We start from the raw sequence: 22,063 nt of genomic DNA, 5'->3' as shown, positions 1-22,063 counted from the left end.
CCCCGCCACGCTCTCGCCCACGATGGCGAGCGTGGGCTTCACACCTGAAGTTGGTCCCGCGGGCGGGGAAACCCCGCCGCTATACGAGAACGGCCGCTCACCTGACTAGGTGAGCGGCCGTTGCCGTCTTGAGGGGGGGGTAATGCCTGTCTGTCGATAGTGGCTCAGCGGCCGCGGATGATCTGCCGCAGCTTCGCCAGCCGCTCGGCCACGGCGCGCTCCTGTCCGTTCTGTGAGGGGGAGTAGTAGTTGACCCCTTGAAGATCATCAGGGGCGTACTGCTGGGTGGCCACATGGTGCGGCTCATCATGAGCGTAGATATAGCCTTTGCCGTGACCCAGTCGGTGGGCACCTGAATAGTGAGCGTCGCGCAGGTGCGACGGTACTGGCGCGCCCTTACCTGCCCGGACATCAGCTATGGCAGCATCTAGTGCCTGATACGAGGCATTGGATTTCGGAGCTGTGGCAATATGCACCGTGGCCTGGGCCAGAATGATGCGCCCCTCGGGCATTCCAATCAGCTGAACGGCCTGTGCCGCCGCGACGGCAGTCTGCAGAGCTGTGGGGTCCGCCATCGCGACCTCTTCGCTGGCGGCAATCACCAAACGTCGGGCGATGAAACGCGGGTCCTCACCGGCCACGATCATCCGGGCCAGGTAGTGCAAAGCGGCATCCACATCTGAACCGCGCAGCGACTTGATGAACGCTGAGACGATGTCGTAGTGCTGATCACCGTCTTTGTCGTAGCGTTGCACGGCGAAGTCGGCGGCTTGCTCGGCATCTGCCGCGGTGATAGTGATGACTCGAGTCTCGAGGTCTTCCGCGTCTACAGCACGTCCTGCTGCCACCGCGGCAGCGGCCTCCAAAGTGGTCAGTACTCGCCGGGCATCTCCACCTGAGACTCGCAGAATGTGGTCCCTGGCGTCGTCGTCGAGCTCGAACTCATCATTGAGTCCGCGTGGATCGGCCATGGCCCGGTCGATTAACGAGGCCAGATCCTCTTCAGTCAGCGGCTGCAGCGTCAGCAGCAAGGATCTGGAGAGCAACGGGGCCACGACGGAGAACGACGGATTCTCTGTGGTCGCGGCCACCAGAATCACCCAGCCGTTCTCGACGCCGGGCAGCAACGCGTCCTGCTGGGCTTTGTTGAATCGATGGATCTCGTCGAGAAACAGCACTGTGGTGATACCGCGCAGGTCTCGGTCTGTCAGAGCCTGATCCATCACCTGGCGGACGTCCTTGACGCCAGCCCGGATGGCGGAGAGCTCCACGAACTTCCGTGTTCCTCCGCGCGCGATCACATGAGCCAGTGTGGTCTTACCGGTCCCGGGAGGGCCATATAGGATCACCGATGAAGCACCAGCCCGGCTGGAGGTGCCTTCGGCCAGCACCCGCAGGGGCGAACCAGGTTTGATCAGGTGCTGCTGACCGACTACCTCATCGAGGCTGCGCGGCCGCATTCTTACCGCTAGTGGGGTATGACGGCGTCCGGATGACCCTGCCCCGTCAGACGCAGTGCCACTGGGCTGATCATCATCCTCGTGATCAGCAGAGAAGAGGTCAGCAGTCATACACTCAAGGGTAGTCCAGAGCACTGACAGCGCTGGCTGAACCTACGGAACGGCGTGCTCTGAAGAACCTTGCGCCGCGTCATCCTTCAGCGTAGTGGCCGAGAGCAGCGCGGGGAGACCTCTACGGTCTCGGGTAAAGAACGCGGCCACCACGCTGAGGACCACGAACAGCAGAGCCGCAGGCGAGAGCAGCCCCGGCAGCTGGAATCCTCCTATGCCGGCCAGTAACCGCAGCGCGTATAGCAGCGGCGCCCAGAACCGGTCCAGGTTCCGCTGAAATGCAGCCGCACTGCGTGATCTCCCACCGTCCTGCCTGTCGTCACCGTCAGAATAGCGATGACGACGAGGGGGGCCCATAGCCCGAGCTGCTGTGTCAGATTTTGGTCCAGTTCAGCCGCGTCCCTGCTCAACACATAGAGTTGCCATGCATTGCTGGCCACTGCCACTGCCATTGCCGTGCCCGGTAGGAGCATGGCCAGTCCATCGCAGACCATGCCAGTCAGGCGCCGCGCCACGATGATGCGTGGGCTGACGCTCTGGGGCCGGTCCGGGTAGATCCGGCGACGCAGAGCGCTCAGCAGCCCCGCTAGCACCGCTCCCAGCAGCGCACCTGCAGTATTGGCCAGCAGATTGTCAACGTCGAAGAGCCAGTAGGAGCTCCGGTAGATCCTCCAGACCCCGGTCAGCTGGGTCGTTTCGATCAACAGCGTGAGACCGAATCCCACCGCCGTCGTTGTGATGATGTCCCGCCCCCACAGCGCCTTCTTCCGAGTCCGGCAGCGGCAGCAGCGTATAGGTCCACAGCGCCATGGCGTAGACCAGGAACGCCACCCGCAGCAGGATCCGGGCTGGACTGAGGCTGCCGTGCCGACGGTAGTTGATGAAGACGAAGGGGACGAACAGAACCGGCGCCAGGATGGTGCCAGCCAGGACCGCGAAGAGCGCCGAGAGCGCCTGATCGAGCAGCGCTGGTCTATTCCTCCTCTAGTGGGTGTACTGCCCAGCCCCCTCGGTTACGCCTGCTTCTCCTCCGGCTTGGCGTCCACGCCGGCTTCCTTGCGCTGCTGCTCTGTAATAGGCGCCGGCGCGGCGGTCAGCGGGTCATAGCCGCCGCCTGTCTTGGGGAAGGCGATGACTTCGCGGATGGAATCCTCACCGGCCAGCAGAGCAACCACGCGGTCCCAACCGAAGGCGATGCCGCCATGCGGGGGAGCACCGAACTTCATGGCATCGAGCAGGAAGCCGAACTTCTCGCGGGCCTCCTCCTCGGCGATACCCATGACCTTGAAGACCCGCTCCTGCATATCCTGACGATGGATACGGATGGAGCCGCCACCGATCTCGTTGCCATTGCACACCAGGTCGTAGGCGTAGGCAAGAGCCTCACCGGGTTCGCTGTCGAAGGTCTCCTCGAACTCCGGCTTCGGCGCGGTGAACGCGTGATGAACCGCAGTCCAGGCGCCGGAGCCGACGGCGACGTCGCCGGCTGCCTGGGCGTCGGCGGCGGGTTCGAACATCGGGGCATCCACCACCCATACGAAGGACCAGGAGCCCTCCTCGATGAGACCCACCCGGGAGGCGATCTCGTTGCGGGCCGCGCCGAGCAGAGCACGGGAGGGGGTGGTCTCACCGGCGGCGAAGAAGACGCAGTCACCGGGCTTGGCCCCCACTGCCTCGGCCAGACCCTCTCGTTCAGCCTCGGAAAGGTTCTTGGCTACGGGGCCGCCTAGTTCGCCGTCCTCCTGAATGAGGACATAAGCCAGACCTTTGGCGCCACGCTGCTTGGCCCACTCCTGCCAGGCGTCCAGTGTGCGGCGTGGCTGGGAAGCTCCGCCGGGCATGACGACGGCGCCCACATAGGGTGCCTTGAAAACGCGGAAGGGGGTGTCCTTGAAATACTCGGTGAGCTCAGTGAGCTCCAGGCCGAAGCGCAGATCCGGCTTATCCGAGCCGTACTTGGCCATAGCCTCGCGGTAGGTGATGTGCGGGATCGGGGTGGTGATCTCCACGCCGATCTGCTGCCACAGCTTGGAGACGATCTTCTCCGCCAGGGCGATGATGTCTTCCTGCTCGACGAAGCTGGCCTCAATGTCCAGCTGGGTGAACTCGGGCTGACGATCCGCGCGGAAGTCCTCATCACGGTAGCAGCGGGCAATCTGGTAGTACTTCTCAATTCCGCCGACCTGCAGCAGCTGCTTGAACAGCTGCGGGGACTGCGGAAGGGCATACCAGGATCCCGGCGCCAGCCGTGCGGGCACCAGGAAATCGCGGGCGCCCTCCGGGGTCGAGCGGGTCAGAGTAGGGGTCTCTACTTCGGTGAAACCCTCGGCGTGCAGCACCTCGCGTGCAATCCGGTTGGCTTCGGAACGCAGGCGCATCGCAGCAGCGGGACCTTCACGGCGCAGGTCGAGATAGCGGTGCTTCAGCCGGGCTTCCTCGCCCACCTCAACGTGGGTGTCGATCTGGAAGGGCAGCGGGGCGGCAGTATTGAGGACGACGACCTCATCTGCGATGATCTCCACCTCGCCGGAGGGCAGATTGGGGTTCTCGTTGCCCTCCGGTCGGCGCTCCACGGTTCCGGTGATTTTCAGCACGAACTCGTTGCGCAGTGGATCAAAATCCTCTTCCTCACGCACTACCACCTGGGCAACACCGGCGGCATCGCGCAGATCCAAGAACGCCACGCCTCCGTGATCACGACGGCGTGCTACCCAGCCGGTCACGGTGACGGTCTGGCCAATGAGTTCGGCGTTGATCTCGCCGGTGGTGTGTGTGCGGAGCACGGTGTCCTCTCAGACTTTGGTGATGTTCTTCAGGTGTGAAGGCCGCGGCCGCTGCAAACGGCCGAGAGCGTGGCGGGGTTCGCCGCTCGCGGGACAAACTCTAGTGGTGAAGCTGTTCAGGCGGCGTCAGTGTTACCGATGATTCTAGGTGCCAGATCCTCCGGGGCTGGAGTCCAGGCCGCCGGATCGGCATTGACCTGCTCCCCGGTGCGGATGTCCTTGACCTGATGGCGGCCCTCGTCGTCGGTGAACCAAACAAAGGGAATGCCGCGCCGGTCGGCGTATTTGATCTGCTTGCCGAACTTCTCGGCGCTGAAGGCAACTTCGGCACTGATCCCCCGGGCCCGCAGCTGGTCAGCCACGTCTTCAGCGGCACTCCAGTCGGCGTCGCTGCGCAGAGTGACATAGACAGCCGCAGGCACAGACCGTGAAGCGCTCAATGCTCCAGAACCGATCAGGGCCGACACCAGACGGGTCACGCCAATAGAAAGCCCGACGCCGGGGTAGGTCTTCTTGCCCTTAGCTGCCAGGGACTCATAGCGTCCGCCAGAGCAGATGGAGCCCAGGCTTTCATGACCGAAGAGCACCGTCTCATAGACGGTGCCCGTGTAGTAGTCCAGACCGCGGGCAATGGACAGATCGGCCACCGCGCGCCCCGGAACACGCTCGTTCAGAGCCGAGATCACCTCTGTGAGCTCAGCAAGCCCCTCTTCCATAAGCTCAGTTGGCGCCTCAGCGGGTACAAGAGCTCGGACTTTGTCCGCGAAGCTGACATCCTCAGTGCGGATCTGCGCCAGGGCCAGCGCCGCCGCTGACTGTTCAGCCGTTGCACCCAGGGTCTCAGCAAGCTCCTGCTTCACCCGGTCAGCACCGATCTTCTCCAGCTTGTCCACTATGCGCAGCACTGCTGGCGCATCCTGGAGTCCCAGTGCGGTGTAGAAGCCCTGGGAGAGTTTTCGGTTATTGATCCGCAGCTGGAAGTCACCGATCTTCAGTGCCTCCAGTGCCCGGGCGATCACGACGGCCAACTCCACATCGGCGCGGAAGGGCAGGGCGCCGTCGCCGACGATGTCCACATCGGCTTGGGTGAACTCGCGAAAGCGTCCGGCCTGCGGTCGTTCCCCGCGCCAGACCTTCTGGATCTGGTAGCGCCGGAAGGGGAAAGCCAAGTATCCGGCGTTCTCCACCACGTACCGGGCAAAGGGAACGGTCAGGTCAAAGTGCAGGGCCAGCTTCGACTCTTTGGCGGCGTCGTCGGCGTGAATGCGCGAGACTGCGTACACCTCTTTATCAACTTCGCCCTTGCCCAGCAGGGTCTCCATGGTCTCGACGGCCCGGGACTCGATGGAGGCGAAACCATGGGATTCGAAGACCTGGCGCAGCGTATCCAGCACATGCAGCTCCACAAGACGCTCCTCGGGAAGAAGCTCAAGATAGCCGGAGAGCGAGGCTGAACGTGCCATAAGTGCAGGACTCCTGTGGTGGGGATTGGATCGGCGGGTTCGGGGCGACAATGTGCGCAGCCCAAACCTGACCATCATAGCCGGTGGCTGTGAAGCGGTACCCTGGTGCCATGAGCCCTGCAGTGAAGCCCACCTATCACCAGACCTCTCTGGAAGAAGCCCGCCAGCTGGCCCGAGTGGATGCCGAAGGACATGTCTACCTCACGCCCGCCGAGGGGGAGGAGACCTATATCGGTCAGTTCTCCACCGGCGGTGGCGAAGATGAGGCCCTGCAGTACTTCACCCGGAAGTTCGATGAGCTCTACAACCGGGCCCTGCTGCTGGGCGCCCGGGTCGCCACCCAGGCGGACTCGTCCTCCGCGCTGCGCGGCAGTCTCAAATCTTTGGAGAAGGAACTCGACGGCGGCACCTGGCTTGGTGACGTCAACGGTCTGAAAACCCTGCTGGGCGAGATCAGCGCTGGCATTGACGAGATCGCCGGACTCGAGAAGAAGCAGAACGACGAGGCCGTGGCTGCGAAGCTTCAGGTGCGGGAGAACATTGTGGCTGAGGCTGAAAAGCTCGCCGCTGCCGACCCGGAGAGCCAGCACTGGAAGAGTGCACAAGCACGTATGGAGGAACTCTTCCAGACCTGGAAGACCGAGCAGCGCACCCCGCCCCGGCTGAGCAAATCACAGGAAGACCCGCTGTGGAAGCGATTCCGAGAGGCGCGCAGCACCTTCGAGCGCCACCGCAAGGCCTTCTTCGTGCGCCGCGATAAGGAAGCAGCCGAGATCAAGAAGGCGAAAGAAGCACTGATCGCCGAAGCCGAGTCCCTGCAGAACTCCACCGACTACGGTGCTACCACCAAGGCCTACCACCGGCTGATGGACAGTTGGAAGGCGCTCGGGCGCGGACCCCGGAAGACTGAGGACGCGCAGTGGACACGTTTCCGCGCCGCCCAGGATGTGTTCTTCAACGCGCGTGATGAAGCCAATAAGCAGATCGACGCCGAATACGCCAAGAACCTTGCGGCGAAGGAAGAGATTCTTCAAAAACTGCGCGATCTGATGCCGTTCACCAAGCCCCAGGCCATCAAGGAGCAGTACTTCAAGCTGCTCGATGAATGGGATGCTGCAGGGCGCGTGCCGCGCAACGATGTCAAGCGCATGGAACGGGCTATCACTGAGATTCAGGACGCCTTCCGGGAGGCGGAGGGTGCCCAGTGGAAGCGGGCTGATCCGGTGAAGAATGAGCGCCAGAACGATATGGTCACTCAGCTGGAGGAGACTATCGCCCAGCTGCAACAGGATCTTGAGCAGGCACGTGCCGCAGGTGACGCCACCGCGCAGAAGGAAGCAGAAGACGCTCTGGCGGCTCGGCAGAGCTGGCTGGAGATGCTGAAGGCCTCCTGAAGATAACGAATGCATTACACTGGCGAAAGCTGTGGATGGCCCCTGCGCTCATCCGCACCTGCACATGCCATCGATATGTCCTGTGAGGAATCTGCGTGAGCGATGAACAGACCCCCGAGGCGGGTTCTCGGCGTCGTCGCCGCGAGATTCGCGAGGCCCGCGAGCGCGAGCTCGCCGCCGCGCGCGAACGTGAATCCGCGGTCCGCCGACTGAGTAGCGCCTCGACGGCCGCCGATTCTCCGCCGTTGTTCGACCAAGAAGCACAGCGCAAAGCGGCACATCTGGACAATGCAGCCCAGGATCGCTCACCAGGACCGGCGGCTTCGGGCTCCAGGCAGACCCGCGGGCAAGAGCCGGACCCCCGCAGGACCAGCCGCAACGGCCCAGCTCAAAACAGCCCAGCACAGGGCAATGCAGCACAGAGCAGTGCAGCCCAGAGCAGTGCAGCCCAGGGCACCGCAGCCGAGACGCCCGGTATGCCGGCAGTTTCCCGCCGCGCAGCGCCAACACCTCCTGACGATCAGGACAGCCCTAAGGCCTCAGCAAAGAGCAAGCCTTCATTCCTCTCCCGACGCACTCAGCACCAGACTTCGCAGCAGAATTCGACCGCGTCTGAAGGCACAGTCCCCACTCCCGCGTCTATTCCCTCAGACTCACCTGCGCCACGTGTCTCCAACAGTCCTTCTACCCCTTTTGAACAGGTCGTAGCAGGCAGCCCCATCTCGCCCGAGCCATCAGACACAGAGTTTGAGCATGATGAGGGTGCGGAATACTACAGCGAGCACCATGAGCAGGACGCCTTCGATCCTTTCGGTGACTACAGCGAATGGGACGAGGACTATGAGGGAGAAATCGAACGTGACGAGGATGGGCACTCTGTCCTCGTGGGGGCTTCCGGCTTCGGCCGTGGCTACCAGACTGTGACCCCGATGGATGGCCGAGTGAGCCTCAGGGTGCTGAAGCAGCGCCGGGCCAAGCGGCGTCGTCGAAACATCACACTGACCTTCGCACTGGCGGGCTTCGCCGTGATGGTCATCGGCGTGGTTGTCATTATCAACTCCCTGCTGGGACGCGGTGGACCACAGGATTACGAGGCCGTTAGCGGTGACGCCATCACCTTCGTCATCAACGAGGGCGAAGGATTCGAGTCCGTGCGGAATCGGTTGGTGGATGAAGAGATCATCGCTAGCGCGGACGCCTTCAACACTGCACTTGCCGAGATGGAGGGTGAGCCCGAGATTCACCCGGACGCATACCCACTGCACGAGCAGATGCCGGCCGCTGAAGCGGTGGATATCCTCTTCGGCGGTGGCGAGCCGGTCTACACCATCTACATCGAGCCCAACTGGTGGATCGATGAAACGTTCGCTCATATCGCCGAGCAGACTCCACTCAGCGTGCAGGACCTAGAGGCTGCGGCAGCCGACCCCACTGCCTTTGGCCTGCCGGAGCGTGCCGAGAGTCTTGAAGGCTACCTACCTCCGGGCGAGCACGAGTTCCCCATTGAGGATGAGATGACCGCCGAAGAGATCCTGCAGGAACTCACCGGGATCACCCTCCGGCGTCTGGAGGATCTGGGCATCACCGATCCCGAGGAGCAATTCGAGACGGTCATCGTCGCGTCCCTCATTACTGCTGAGGCGAACCATAACGACCCGGACTCCTACCCAGTGATGGCAGGTGCGATTCAGAACCGGCTCGAGCCTGATAACCCGGAGACGGACGGCTACCTCTATATTGACGCGACCAACAACTACGGCCTCGGTGAGCACGATATTCACGGAGCGACCCAACTGGATGAGGACAGCCCGTGGAACAGCCGCACGCAGCCGGGGTTGCCGCCAGGACCTGTGGGCGCTCCGCTGCGAGCGACTCTAGAAGCCGCGGCGCAGCCACAGGAGAATGACTACAACTACTGGGTGACGGTGGACCTGGAGACAGGGCAAACCCAGTTCAGTGAGACCTACGAGCAGCACCGCGTCTACGAGCAGCAGTTCCTTGACTGGTGCGATGATCACCCCGGGGTTTGCTCTCCGGCCGACGTCGAGTCAGCCGAGGAAGAATTCTCCGAATGAGCGGCGCTACCGCGGTGCCGGCCGCTGCGGGAAAGCTGCGGGCTGCAGTTCTCGGCTCACCCATCAGCCACTCGAGGTCCCCGCAGTTGCACGACGCCGCTTACCGGCACCTGGGATTGGACGTTGACTACACCCGAGTCCAGGTGGATGAGTCCACCCTGGGAGAGTTTCTCCAGGAAGCTGGTACAGGGCCGGACTGGCTCGGCTGGTCTGTGACGATGCCGCTGAAAGCGGCCATGGTAGGACACATGACTACAGTCTCGGACCGCGTTCGAACCCTCGGCGTGCTGAACACCGTGGTGCATCGCACCGGCGAGGATGGCGCGAGGCGCCTGCACGGAGACAACACTGATGTTGATGGGATCATCAAGGCTTTCGCCGAGGTCTCTGCCGGCGCGGACGAGCCGAATCCAACACCGCCAGCTACGGAGCGGATCTTCGGCCTCGTAGGAGCCGGCGGCACTGCTGCTGCAGCATTGGCAGCCGCAGCGGAAATGGGCTTCGGTTCCGCGGTAGTGTATGCCCGCTCTCCCGAGCGGGCGGCTTCCTTGGAGCCAGTCGCTGACGCTCTTGGCCTGGTCTTGCTGCTGCGCCCCCGGGAGCTGTTCCATCAAGACTTGAGCAAGGGATTGGTACCGCAGGCATTGGTCAGCACCTTGCCGCCGCGTGCCGCCGACCAGCTCGGAGCTGATCTTCCCACCCTGCCAGCTGGCACGGCGCTGCTGGACGTGGCTTATGATCCCTGGCCTTCGGTGCTGGCCACTGGCTGGCAGCGTTCCGGCGGCGTCGTCGTCAGCGGCCTCGCGATGCTGCTGCATCAGGCGGTGCACCAGGTGGAGCTCTTCACTGCGGACACAGTGCATCCGGCTGGGCTGCTGAGCGAGAGTTCACACGCTCAGATGGTGGACAACATGCGGGCCGCGCTCGGTGGCGGTGCTGCGCTCAACTAGGATGGAATCCATGTTGCGCTGGCTGACTTCCGGAGAATCACACGGCAAATCCCTCGTGGGCATCATCGAGGGCCTCCCCGCCGGGGTGGAGCTGACCACTGAGGATATCCAGGAACGCCTTGCCCGGCGGCGGCTGGGCTACGGTCGTGGTGCTCGCATGAAGTTCGAACAGGACCAGGTGCAGATTCTCGGCGGTGTGCGCCACGGGCTCACCATGGGTGGACCGATCGCCATTGAAGTGGCCAACACCGAATGGCCCAAATGGGACAAGGTGATGTCCGCAGACCCTGTGGATCCCACCGAACTTGAAGGGCTTGCACGCAACGCCCCGCTGACTCGACCCCGTCCCGGGCACGCCGATTACACCGGGATGCAGAAGTACGGTTTCAGCGAAGCACGTCCGGTCTTGGAGCGGGCCTCCGCGCGAGAGACCGCCACCCGGGTAGCCCTGGGTGCTGCGGCGCAGAAACTGCTGGCGGGGCTGGGCATCAGCACCGTATCCCACACCACCGCCGTGGGCACAGTAGGTGTCCCCGAGGCTGCGGCACTGCCCAGTGCAGCTGATGTTGATGCCCTGGACGCTGACCCGTTGCGCTGCTTCCACCCGGAGACCTCACAAGCGATGGTCGCTGAGGTGGACGCTGCACACAAGGCAGGGGAGACCCTCGGCGGAGTTGTTGAAGTGGTGGTTGAGGGCCTGCCTCCGGGGCTGGGCAGCTACGTGCATTGGGACCGTCGCCTGGATGCACGCCTGGCTGGCGCGCTCATGGGCATCCAGGCCATCAAAGGCGTTGAAGTCGGCGATGGTTTCCGCACTGCCGCCCGCCGCGGCTCGCAGGCTCACGATGAGATTGAGCGCGACGCCGCGGGTCAGGTGATCCGAAGCACCAACAGGGCCGGCGGCATTGAGGGCGGGATGAGCATCGGCGGCACTGTGCGGGTACGCGCGGCGATGAAACCGATCGCCACCGTCCCGCGCGCCCTGCGAACCGTGGATACCGCCACAGGCGAGCCGACCACGGCCCACCATCAGCGCAGCGATGTCTGCGCAGTGCCCGCTGCCGGTGTGGTGGCTGAGGCCATGGTGGCTTTGGTGATCGCCGAGGCCGTGATCGAGAAATTCGGCGGCGACAGTCTCGCTGAGCTGCAGCGGAACCTGTCCACCTACCTGGAGAACCTGCCGGTGCTGGGCGGGGACCCGTCGTCGGCCGGAAGTGACGGCGATCCGCTCCAGCCTCCGGCTGCCATGGGATGAGCGGCTATGCCCAGCGGACTTGAACCGCGTGGGAATGAACCGCGCGGCACTGACATCCGGGGTGGTGAGCACCGCAATATTGTGCTGATCGGCCCCATGGGATCCGGGAAATCCACAGTGGGGGCAGCCCTTGCTCGCCGGTTGGAACGCCCGCATGTGGACACCGATCACTTCTTCGTAGCCCGCAACGGACCGATCCCGGAGTACTTCGCCGCCTACGGCCAGCAGGCCTTCCGGGCGGAAGAGGAGAAGATCGTGGCGGAGCTGCTGGATGCACCGCGGCCTTCGGTCATCAGCCTGGGCGGCGGGTCTATTCTGAGCCCGCGTACCCGCGAACTCCTGAAACGACATTTCACCGTCATGCTCGACATCACCGCTGATCAAGCGGCCGCACGGATCGGTGATGCCAGTACCCGCCCTATGCTCGCTGGAGACCCAGTGGGCATCTGGACACGTATCTACGCCGAACGCGAGCCGCTCTACCGTCAATGCGCAAACGTGGTGATCAGCGCCGAAGAGGCGACTATTGACGCGCGAGTCGGTACCATCGTCGAAGCCCTGCACAGCGCCTCATCGGCGCCAGCTGCGTTATCTACCGATGCAAACACCCCTGAAGCTTCGTCCATACATAAGGAGCAGAGCGAGCGCTCATGACAGATTTTCCCGACACCACCGAGACTTTCCCACAGCAGGAGACCACCCAGACTGAACCGACCGTCATCACCGTGGGGGAGGGAGCAGGTACCGGTGGGCAGGAGCTGGGTTACGACGTCGTGATCGGTAACGGTCTGCTGGCTCGCCTGCCGCAGCTGATCGGTCACCAGGCCGAGCGAGTGCTCGTCATCCATCCGCGTGCGTTGCGGGCCACCGGAGATGTGGTGCGCGAGGACCTGGAGAAGGCCGGCTATCAGGCGATGGTGGCTGAAATCCCCGACGCCGAAGAAGGCAAGCACATCCAGGTGGCAGCTTTCTGCTGGCAGGTTCTGGGGCAGAATGACTTCACCCGCAGCGATGCTGTTGTCTCAGTGGGCGGCGGCGCTGTCTCGGATCTGGCCGGTTTTGTGGCCTCCACCTGGCTGCGCGGTGTGCGCGTAGTCCATATGCCCACCACCCTGCTGGGCATGGTGGATGCAGCAGTGGGCGGGAAGACCGGAATCAACACCGCCGAGGGCAAGAACCTGGTGGGAACCTTCCACCAACCTGCCGGGGTTCTTGCGGATCTGGATACGCTGATCTCGCTGCCGCGCAATGAGCTGGTGGCCGGCCTGGCCGAGGTGGTCAAATGCGGTTTCATCGCCGATGAGCGCATTCTGGAGATTATCGAGTCTTCCCCGGAGCAGGCGCAGAACCCGCATTCTGAGCAGCTGCGCGAACTCATCATCCGTGCCATCCAGGTCAAGGTTGATGTGGTCAGCAAGGATGCCTACGAGTCCGGTGTTCGCGAGCACATCAACTACGGTCACACGCTGGGTCACGCCATTGAGCTGGCCGAGCGCTATCAGTGGCGCCACGGTGCCGCGATCTCCGTAGGTATGGTCTTCGCTGCAGAACTGGCCCGCAGCCTCGGGCGCATTGATGACGATCTGGTGGACCGGCACCGCAATATCCTCACCTCCCTGGGGCTGCCGATCACCTACCGTGATGACCGGTGGAACCAGCTGCTGGAAGGCATCCGACGAGATAAGAAGAACCGTGGGGACACCCTGCGCTTCGTTCTGCTCAACGGTCAGGGACAGCCGGCCACCGTGGAGATCCCGGACGCATCGATCCTCTTCGCCGCCTATCAGGAGATCGGGGAGCCAGCCAGCCCGACCATCTCGATGTAACCCTGTAGGATAGAGCGCTGGTATCCGGTTCACCACTTTCGACGTAAAGGTAAGACCTCCCCGTGGCAACTTCAAATGACATCAAGAACGGCTCTGTCCTCAAGCTCGAGGGCCAGCTCTGGAACACTCTGGAGTTCCAGCATGTGAAGCCCGGCAAGGGCGGAGCCTTCGTGCGCACCAAGCTGAAGAACGTGCTCTCCGGCAAGGTGGTCGATAAGACCTTCAACGCTGGTGCCAAAGTGGAGTTCGCTGTGGTGGACCGCTCTGACTACCAGTACCTCTACCAGGACGGCGATGACTTCGTCTTCATGGATCTGCGCGACTACGACCAGATCACCGTCCCGGCCGCCGTCGTCGGCAATGCTGCCAACTTCATGCTGGAGTCCCAGCAGGTGACCATTGCCATGCACGAAGGCACCCCGCTGTACCTGGATATGCCTCCCTCAGTCATCCTGGAGATCACCTACACCGAGCCGGGCCTGCAGGGCGACCGCTCCAACGCAGGCACCAAGCCGGCCACTCTGGAGACCGGCCACGAGATCCAGGTTCCGCTCTTCGTGGACCAGGGCACCAAGGTGAAGGTCGATACCCGCACCTCCGATTACCTCGGCCGGGTCTCCGAGTAATCCCTTGGCAGCACGCAGCAAAGCCCGGCGCCGGGCACTGGAGATTCTCTTCGAGGCAGAGCAGCGCGAGCTCAGCCCCGCCGAGGTCCTGGCCTCACGCGCCCGCACCACCGACCAGGTGCTTAACGAATACGTACCGGTCCTCGTCAACGGTGTTGTCGAGCATCGCGAGACCATCGACGAACTGCTGAGCACCTACGCCCGCGGCTGGACCATTGAGCGGATGCCTCGCGTGGACCTGCAGGCACTGCGCATCGGCGCCTGGGAGATCCTGCATAACCCGGATATCCCCGACGGCGTGGCCGTGGCCGAAGCAGTGGCGTTGACCCGCGAGCTCTCCACAGAGGAGTCCCCACGTTTCGTCAACGGAGTGCTGGGTCGGATCCAGAAGCTAAAGCCAACACTGACCGAGGTGACAGAGGATGACGAGGCATAGCGCTCTGTCGACCTTCGGGGCACCGCGAGGGCCTCTGACATAAATCTCAAGAAACTGCCGGAACTCCAGCCCCGTGACGCTGGAGTTCCGGCAGTTTCTGCGTTCTACGGCGATTGAGCCACCGTCACAGCCGTTATCGGGCCTGGCGGTGTGCGGTAGAGTGAACAGGACAATACAGCTCCTTTAAGGATCGTCCCGTGAGGCGAGGAAGGAGTCGATATGGTGAATACCACACCTGAGACCTCACAGGTGATGAGTGCTGCAGATATTGAGCGCGCTCTGACCCGCATTGCCCATGAGATCGTCGAGACCCATCGCGGTGTCGAGGACCTCGTCATTCTTGGAATCCCGCGCCGTGGAGTACCCCTGGCCAAGCGCCTGGGCGAGAAGCTGGCGCGCATTGATTCCGCTTTTGATCCCGCCGCTGCGCTGGGCGCCCTGGACATCACCATGTATCGGGATGACCTGCGCGCTCACTCTGCTCGCACTCCTGAGCCCACTGAAGTTCCCGCCCGCGGGGTCGACGGCGCCACGGTGGTTCTAGTCGATGACGTGCTCTACTCCGGGCGCACCGTGCGGGCAGCCCTGGATGCGCTCTCCGGCATCGGCCGCCCCGAAGCAGTCCGGTTGGCGGTGCTGGTGGACCGTGGTCACCGTCAGCTGCCCATTCGGGCCGACCATGTGGGCAAGAACATCCCCACCTCGCGCGATGAACGAGTCTCCGTACGGCTGCACGGAATCGACGAGGTACCCCCCGAGGATGAGTCTGTGATCATCACCCGCGGCCCCGCCGGAGGCACCGCATGAGCCTCAAACACCTGCTCTCCACCGCAGACCTCAGCTACGCAGACGCGCTGGCCATTCTCGACACCGCCGAAGAGATGGACGCCGTCTCCCAGCGTGAGGTCAAGAAACTCCCGACGCTGCGGGGACGCACTGTGGTCAATCTCTTCTATGAGGATTCCACCCGCACCCGGGTCTCCTTTGAAGCGGCAGCCAAGCGGCTCTCGGCCGATGTGGTCAACTTCTCGGCCAAGGGGTCATCAGTCTCCAAAGGCGAGTCGCTGAAGGACACGGTGCAGACCCTGGGCGCCATGGGGGCCGATGCCATCGTTATCCGGCACAGTGCCTCCGGTGCCGCTGCGCAGCTTGCCGCCTCAGACTGGACCGAAGCAGCGGTGGTCAACGCCGGCGACGGCACCCACGAACACCCCACTCAGGCACTTCTGGACGCCCTCACCCTGCGACGTGGCTGGAGTGCAGCTCACGGCAGCAACCCCCGGGGTGCAGACCTGACCGGCATGAAGGTGCTCATCGTGGGGGACATCCTGCATTCCCGAGTAGCCCGGTCCAATATCTGGCTGCTGAACACTCTCGGCGCACAGGTGAGCCTTGTCGCTCCCGCCACTCTGCTGCCAGTGGGTATCGACTCCTGGCCGGTGACCGTCTACTACAGCCTGGATGAGGCGCTGGCCGCAGCACCGGATGCGGTCATGATGCTGCGCATTCAGGCCGAGCGCATGGGCGGGGCGTATTTCCCCAACAGTGCTGAATACACCCGCCGCTGGGGGCTGACCGATGAGCGTCTCGCCGTCGTTGAGCAGCTGCGGCTGGGCAACACCGACTCCCAGGTGCTCATCCTGCACCCTGGTCCGATGAACCGCGGGGTGGAGATCTCCGCCGCCGCCGCTGATTCGGCGCTCTCTCGTATCACCGAGCAGGTCTCCCACGGAGTATCCGTACGCATGGCGGTCCTGCACCTACTGCTGACTGGAGCTAAAGCATGACCTCCTACCTGATCACCGGTGCTCAGCCCTACGGCGAGGACGCCACTGACCTGCTGCTCCGCGACGGGATGATTCTCGCCGTGGGGGCAGAGGCGGTGCAGCGCAGTGCCGAGCAGACTGATCTGACCACGCTCGACGGCGAGGGCCTCATCGTCCTGCCCGGAATGGTGGATCTGCATACCCACCTGCGCGAACCCGGGCGCGAGGACGCTGAGACCGTGGAGACCGGCACCCGGGCGGCTGCCCTGGGCGGTTTCACTGCAGTCCACGCCATGGCCAACTCTTCGCCGGTGGCAGATACCGCCGGCGTCGTCGAGCAGGTGCACCGACTGGGTCTGCAGGCCGGCTGGAGCGAGGTCTACCCGGTAGGAGCGGTTACCGTTGGCCTCAAAGGCGAGAAACTGGCTGAACTGGGCGCCATGGCTGAATCCTCCGCCCAAGTCCGGATGTTCTCCGATGACGGTCACTGCGTGGCAGACCCGCAGCTGATGCGCCGCGCCCTGGAGTATGTGAAGTCCATCGACGGTTTCGTCGCCCAGCACGCCCAGGATCCCAGCCTCACGGCATGGGGCACCGCCAATGCCGCGCAGATGAACGAAGGCGAAGTCTCCGCAGTGCTGGGCCTGCCCGGCTGGCCCGCTGTGGCAGAGGAGGCGATCATCGCCCGCGATGTGCTGTTGGCCCAGCATGTGGGGGCCCGCCTGCATATCTGCCATGTCTCCACCGCTGGAAGCGTGGAGATCATCCGCTGGGCCAAGGAACGCGGCATCAGCGTCACCGCCGAGGTGACACCGCACCACCTGCTGCTCACCGACGAGCTGGTGCGCAGCTATGACCCGGTGTACAAGGTCAATCCGCCGCTGCGTACCCAGAAAGACGTCGAGGCGCTGCGCGCGGGTCTGGCTGACGGCACTATTGATGTCATCGGCACCGACCATGCTCCGCACCCCACCCAGGACAAAGAATGCGAATGGGTGCAGGCGGCCATGGGAATGACCGGCCTGGAGACTGCGCTCTCTGTGGTCCAGCACGCCATGGTGGACACCGGCCTGATCGGCTGGCGGCGCTTTGCCGAAGTGACCTCGCAGCGCCCAGCGCAGATTTATGGTCATGCCCACCAGGGCCGTCCGATCGCCGCCGGTGAGCCCGCCAACCTGATTCTGGTGGATCCGACGGCGGTGCGAGAAGTCCGCCCTGATGCCCATGCCAGCAAGGGACGCAACTCTCCCTTCCGCGGTCTCCAGCTGCCAGGACAAGTGCGCGCCACGTTCTTGTCCGGACACCCCGTGGTGCTCGACGGCGCCCTGGCCACCCCGATTTCTTCCCAGGCTGGACTACCCGGCAGAACAGGAGACAGCCGCCCATGAACGGCACCCTCATCACGGGTATCGCTGAGGCCACCACCCGCCCGGATATGACAGGCACTTACCTGAACTATCTGTGGATCTCCTTAGCCGTCGTCGTCGTCTTCTGCGCGCTGATCTGGCTGGGCTGGCGCAACCGCAAGCGCCGCCAGCAGCAGATTCCTGCACCGGCCGAGATTCCGGCCGCGCTGCTGGAAGCCGAACCGGAAGCGGCCGCCGAGGGCATGATCATCGGTACCGTGAAAGCCGGGGATTACCTCGACCGGGTCGCAGTCCACCAGCTGGGACTGCGGACTCACGGCCGCATCGAACTGCATGCCGAGGCGACAACCCCTGGGATGGCGATCTTCCGCGCCGGAGCCGGCAACGTCTTCATCCCTGCGGCGGATCTGACCACCGCGCGCACCGGTAGCGGCATGGTGGGCAAGTTCGTCGAACGCGACGGAGTCATTCTGCTGGGCTGGACCCTGGGTGAGACCGCCGTGGAAACAGGATTCAGACCGCGCCGCGCCGAAGAAGGACGGGCACTGCTGCAGGCTCTGCAGGCCACCGGGATTAGCACTGTCGAAGGAGAGACCACCGCATGATGACCAATGAAGCCCCCCGCACCGGGGCCGCCACCACCGGTGCCCTGCTGGTCCTGGAAGACGGCAGCATCTACGAGGGCACCAGCTATGGCGCAGTAGGCATCACCCTGGGCGAGGCCGTGTTCTCCACCGCCATGACCGGTTACCAGGAGACGCTGACTGATCCGTCCTACGCCCGGCAGATTGTGGTGCAGACCGCTCCGCATATCGGCAATACCGGCATCAATGATGAGGACCCGGAGTCCCGCAAGATCTGGGTTGCCGGCTACGTGGTGCGCGATGCCGCCCGGCGACCCTCCAACTGGCGCTCAGCCCGGAGCCTCGATGACGAGCTCGCCGCGCAGGGGATTGTAGGCATCAAGGACCTGGACACCCGGGCCATCACCCGCCGGCTGCGCGATAAGGGCGCGATGAAAGCGGGCATCTTCTCCGGCGAGGCCGCCAACCGCCCGCGCCCGGAACTGCTGGATGAGGTCGTCAACCAGCCCGATATGCTCGGCGCCCGGCTGGCCGAGGAAGTCACCGCCACCGAGGCCTACGTCATCGAACCGGCTGATCACGGCTGGACTGCGGAGCCTATCGCCACCGTGGCCGCCATTGATCTGGGGATCAAGACGATGACCCCGGTGCGCATGGCCGAACGAGGTCTGCGCGTTCATGTGCTGCCAGCGACTACCACGTACGCGCAGATCGAAGAGCTCAACCCCGACGGCGTTTTCCTCTCCAACGGCCCGGGCGACCCGGCTACCGCCAGCACCCAGATCGGACTGCTGCGCGAGGTGCTGGAGGCGAAGAAGCCCTTCTTCGGCATCTGCTTCGGCAACCAAATCCTCGGGCGTGCCCTGGGCTTCGGCACGTATAAGCTGCCCTTCGGCCACCGCGGCATCAATCAGCCGGTCATCGATCACGCCACTGGCAAGGTGGAGATCACCAGCCAGAATCACGGCTTTGCCGTCGATGCCCCCATCGGTGAGGTGGTGACCGCACCGCAGAGCCAGTTCGGTCGTGTGCAGGTCAGCCACTCCAGCCTCAACGACGGCGTGGTAGAGGGTCTGCGCTGCCTGGACATCCCTGCCTTCAGCGTCCAGTACCACCCCGAAGCTGCCGCTGGTCCCCATGACTCGGCATACCTCTTCGACCGTTTTGTAGAACTCATCCAGGCCCAGCGTGACGGTCAGACCGCCACCGGCGCCGACACCCTTCCGCCGGCCGACCGGCGCCCTTCAGCAGACTCACTCGCCCCCGCTACAGGAGGACACGACCAGAATGCCTAAACGCACCGATCTCAACTCCGTGATGGTGATCGGCTCCGGCCCGATCGTCATCGGCCAGGCCGCAGAGTTCGACTACTCCGGCACCCAGGCACTGCGCGTGCTCAAAGAGGAGGGCATCCGGGTCATCCTGGTCAACTCCAATCCCGCCACCATCATGACGGACCCGGAGTTCGCAGACGCCACCTATGTGGAGCCGATCAGCCCCGAGGTGGTCGCCAAGATCATCGAAAAGGAACGCCCCGACGCACTGCTTCCCACCCTTGGCGGGCAGACTGCGCTGAACACGGCTATCGCACTGGATAAGTCCGGAGTTCTCGAAAAGTACGACGTCGAGCTCATCGGTGCCAATATTGCCGCCATCGAGCTGGGAGAGGACCGGCAGAAGTTCAAGGGCGTGGTGGAGCGCTCCGGCGGCGAGTCCGCCCGCTCCGTCATCGTCCACTCCATGGAGGAGGCTTTCGCCGCTGCAGAGGAGCTTGGCTACCCGATGGTGGTCCGTCCCTCCTTCACCATGGGCGGCCTGGGCTCCGGCATGGCCTACAACGAGGATGACCTGCGCCGGATCGCCGGTGCCGGCCTGCAGTACTCGCCCACCACGGAGGTGCTCCTGGAGGAGTCCATCCTCGGTTGGAAGGAGTATGAGCTGGAGATGATGCGCGATGCCAATGACAACGTCGTCGTCGTCTGCTCCATTGAGAACTTCGACCCGGTGGGCGTGCACACCGGTGACTCGATCACCGTGGCTCCGGCTATGACCCTGACCGACCGCGAGTACCAGAAGCTGCGCGATATCGCGATCAACGTGATCCGTGAAGTCGGCGTGGACACTGGTGGCTGCAATATCCAGTTCGCTGTGGATCCGGCCACCGGGCGCGTGGTCGTCATCGAGATGAACCCCCGGGTTTCCCGCTCCTCGGCGCTGGCCTCCAAAGCCACCGGCTTCGCGATCGCCAAGATCGCCACCAAGCTGGCGGTCGGCTACACCCTGGATGAGATCCCCAATGACATCACCCAGAAGACCCCGGCCAGCTTCGAGCCCACCCTGGACTACGTGGTGGTGAAGGTCCCGCGTTTCGCCTTCGAGAAGTTCCCGGCAGCTGACCCCACACTGACCACCACCATGAAATCGGTGGGCGAGGCGATGGCGATCGGCCGCAACTTCACCGAGGCGCTGCAGAAGGCTCTGCGCTCCCTGGAACAGCGCGGCAGCGAATTCAGCTTCGCAGCGGTGACCGAAGACGAGCTGGAGCAGCTCAAACAGGGTATGGCCACAGCCACAACCGACCGGCTCTACCAGGTCCAGCGCGCATTGCTGGCCGGCGTCAGCCTGGAGGAAATCCACCAGATCACCGCCATCGACCCGTGGTTCCTGGACCAGCTGCAGCTGATCAATGAGACCGCCCAGGAGGTGACGCAGGCCAAAGAACTCGACGTCGCCACCTTGCGCACTGCCAAGCGGCACGGTTTCTCCGATGTGCAGATCGGCCAGCTGCGCTCCATGGATCCGGCAGTGGTGCGGGGCTTACGCCATGCACTGGGCATCCGTCCGGTGTACAAGACCGTGGACACGTGTGCGGCGGAGTTCCCCGCCTTCACCCCGTACCACTACTCCAGCTATGACCTCGAAGATGAGATCGCCGAGCACGAAAAGCCCTCGGTGATCATTCTGGGATCGGGCCCGAACCGGATCGGACAGGGAATCGAATTCGACTACTCCTGCGTGCACGCCACCATGGCGCTGCGTGAGGCCGGATACGAGACCGTCATGGTCAACTGCAACCCGGAAACCGTCTCCACTGACTATGACGTCTCCACTCGGCTCTACTTCGAGCCGCTGACGCTGGAAGACGTTCTGGAGGTCATCGCCGCCGAGGAGCGCACCGGGGGAGTGGCCGGTGTCTTCGTGCAGTTGGGCGGGCAGACCCCGCTGAAGCTGGCCCAGCAGCTCGCTGATGCCGGAGTGCCGATCCTGGGTACCAGCCCGGAAGCCATTGACCTTGCTGAACACCGCGGAGCCTTTGATCAGGTGCTGAAAGCTGGGGGACTGATTGCGCCGAAGAACGGCACAGCAGTCAGCTTCGAGGACGCTAAACGAGTGGCTGATTCCATCGGCTACCCGGTGCTGGTGCGCCCCAGCTACGTGCTGGGCGGACGCGGCATGGAGATCGTCTATGACGAGGCCGGCCTGGCTCGTTATATCAAAAACGCCACAGAGGTCACTCCCGAACATCCGGTGTTGGTGGACCGGTTCCTGGAAGACGCCATCGAAGTCGACGTCGATGCCCTCTACGACGGCGAAGATCTCTACCTCGGCGGCATCATGGAACACATCGAGGAAGCCGGTATCCACTCCGGCGACTCCGCCTGTGTGCTGCCGCCCATCACCCTAGGCCCGGATGTGCTGGCCCGGGTCCGTGAGGCCACCGCAGCCATCGCCTCCGGTGTAGGGGTGCGCGGGCTGATCAATATCCAGTTCGCGGTAGCCTCCGATGTGCTGTACGTCATTGAGGCGAATCCCCGGGCCTCGCGCACCGTGCCGTTCGTCTCCAAGGCCACCGGCGTCCAGCTGGCCAAGGCCGCCGCGCTGATCGGCACCGGCGTCAGCATCGCTGAGCTTCGAGCAGGCTCCGGCCACGCCCAGGCCGGACTGCTGCCAGCCACCGGAGACGGAT

General features: G+C 63.8%; 18 protein-coding genes. 14 read left to right on the top strand and 4 right to left on the bottom strand.

Annotation, left to right across the window (positions count from 1 at the left end; all coding sequences use genetic code 11):
* Positions 1-164 precede the first annotated feature (164 nt).
* The 4 genes from TX78_RS00515 to hisS all read right to left on the bottom strand — a co-directional run bounded on the left by TX78_RS00515 (position 165) and on the right by hisS (position 5,817).
* Positions 165-1,571 (bottom strand): replication-associated recombination protein A, encoded by a 1,407-nt coding sequence (locus TX78_RS00515; protein WP_044492737.1) that lies wholly within the window; start codon positions 1,569-1,571, stop codon positions 165-167.
* A 212-nt stretch (positions 1,572-1,783) separates the two neighbouring features.
* The gene (locus TX78_RS13615; protein WP_324603306.1) at positions 1,784-2,314 is read right to left on the bottom strand and encodes a VanZ family protein; all 531 of its coding nucleotides are present in this window, start codon (positions 2,312-2,314) and stop codon (positions 1,784-1,786) included.
* Positions 2,315-2,584: 270 nt separating this feature from the next.
* On the bottom strand, positions 2,585-4,354 hold the full coding sequence (gene aspS / locus TX78_RS00505; protein WP_044492735.1) for an aspartate--tRNA ligase: 1,770 nt from the start codon (positions 4,352-4,354) through the stop codon (positions 2,585-2,587).
* A 116-nt stretch (positions 4,355-4,470) separates the two neighbouring features.
* Positions 4,471-5,817: a histidine--tRNA ligase gene (gene hisS / locus TX78_RS00500; protein ID WP_044492733.1), complete on the bottom strand. Its 1,347-nt coding sequence runs from the start codon at positions 5,815-5,817 to the stop codon at positions 4,471-4,473.
* Positions 5,818-5,927: 110 nt separating this feature from the next.
* On the opposite strand from hisS, the gene TX78_RS00495 reads away from it, so the two are divergent.
* The 14 genes from TX78_RS00495 to carB form a co-directional block, all read left to right on the top strand.
* The gene (locus TX78_RS00495) at positions 5,928-7,211 is read left to right on the top strand and encodes a DUF349 domain-containing protein (RefSeq protein WP_049897250.1); all 1,284 of its coding nucleotides are present in this window, start codon (positions 5,928-5,930) and stop codon (positions 7,209-7,211) included.
* A gap of 95 nt (positions 7,212-7,306) precedes the next feature.
* Positions 7,307-9,286 carry an endolytic transglycosylase MltG gene (locus TX78_RS12370; protein ID WP_049897249.1) on the top strand — a complete coding sequence of 660 codons (1,980 nt, stop codon included), beginning with the start codon at positions 7,307-7,309 and terminating at the stop codon, positions 9,284-9,286.
* Positions 9,283-10,236 carry a shikimate dehydrogenase family protein gene (locus tag TX78_RS00485; protein WP_044492732.1) on the top strand — a complete coding sequence of 318 codons (954 nt, stop codon included), beginning with the start codon at positions 9,283-9,285 and terminating at the stop codon, positions 10,234-10,236. The genes TX78_RS12370 and TX78_RS00485 overlap by 4 nt, the downstream gene beginning before the upstream one ends.
* 10 nt (positions 10,237-10,246) lie before the next feature.
* Entirely contained in the window at positions 10,247-11,491 is a 1,245-nt protein-coding gene (gene aroC / locus TX78_RS00480) for a chorismate synthase (RefSeq protein ID WP_044493426.1), read from the top strand.
* 6 nt (positions 11,492-11,497) lie between these two features.
* Complete coding sequence (locus TX78_RS00475) at positions 11,498-12,145, top strand: shikimate kinase (protein ID WP_049897248.1); 648 nt, start codon at positions 11,498-11,500, stop codon at positions 12,143-12,145.
* Positions 12,142-13,317 carry a 3-dehydroquinate synthase gene (gene aroB, locus TX78_RS00470; protein ID WP_044492731.1) on the top strand — a complete coding sequence of 392 codons (1,176 nt, stop codon included), beginning with the start codon at positions 12,142-12,144 and terminating at the stop codon, positions 13,315-13,317. Before TX78_RS00475 ends, aroB begins: the two co-directional genes overlap by 4 nt.
* Positions 13,318-13,379: 62 nt before the next feature.
* Complete coding sequence (gene efp / locus TX78_RS00465; protein WP_044492729.1) at positions 13,380-13,943, top strand: elongation factor P; 564 nt, start codon at positions 13,380-13,382, stop codon at positions 13,941-13,943.
* 4 nt (positions 13,944-13,947) lie between these two features.
* Positions 13,948-14,379, top strand: coding sequence for a transcription antitermination factor NusB (nusB, locus tag TX78_RS00460; protein ID WP_044492728.1), 432 nt, complete (start codon positions 13,948-13,950; stop codon positions 14,377-14,379).
* Between the two features lie 219 nt (positions 14,380-14,598).
* Entirely contained in the window at positions 14,599-15,186 is a 588-nt protein-coding gene (pyrR, locus tag TX78_RS00455) for a bifunctional pyr operon transcriptional regulator/uracil phosphoribosyltransferase PyrR (RefSeq protein ID WP_044492727.1), read from the top strand.
* The gene (locus TX78_RS00450) at positions 15,183-16,166 is read left to right on the top strand and encodes an aspartate carbamoyltransferase catalytic subunit (RefSeq protein WP_044492726.1); all 984 of its coding nucleotides are present in this window, start codon (positions 15,183-15,185) and stop codon (positions 16,164-16,166) included. The genes pyrR and TX78_RS00450 overlap by 4 nt, the downstream gene beginning before the upstream one ends.
* Positions 16,163-17,533, top strand: a complete 1,371-nt coding sequence (locus TX78_RS00445; protein ID WP_044492724.1) for a dihydroorotase — start codon at positions 16,163-16,165, stop codon at positions 17,531-17,533. Before TX78_RS00450 ends, TX78_RS00445 begins: the two co-directional genes overlap by 4 nt.
* A complete protein-coding gene (locus TX78_RS00440) occupies positions 17,530-18,117 on the top strand; it encodes a PH-like domain-containing protein (RefSeq protein ID WP_049897247.1) in 588 nt (195 codons plus the stop codon). Before TX78_RS00445 ends, TX78_RS00440 begins: the two co-directional genes overlap by 4 nt.
* Positions 18,117-19,391: a glutamine-hydrolyzing carbamoyl-phosphate synthase small subunit gene (gene carA / locus TX78_RS00435; protein ID WP_081652525.1), complete on the top strand. Its 1,275-nt coding sequence runs from the start codon at positions 18,117-18,119 to the stop codon at positions 19,389-19,391. Before TX78_RS00440 ends, carA begins: the two co-directional genes overlap by 1 nt.
* On the top strand, positions 19,384-22,063 hold a 2,680-nt coding region (gene carB, locus TX78_RS00430; RefSeq protein ID WP_407635370.1), incomplete at its 3' end, for a carbamoyl-phosphate synthase large subunit. The genes carA and carB, both read left to right, overlap by 8 nt.

The organism is Nesterenkonia massiliensis (genome assembly GCF_000455245.1).
GTDB classification, from domain to species: Bacteria; Actinomycetota; Actinomycetes; order Actinomycetales; family Micrococcaceae; genus Nesterenkonia; species Nesterenkonia rhizosphaerae.
Note: the sequence above shows the minus strand (reverse complement) of the source record. Positions and strands in the feature narration are given on the sequence as shown.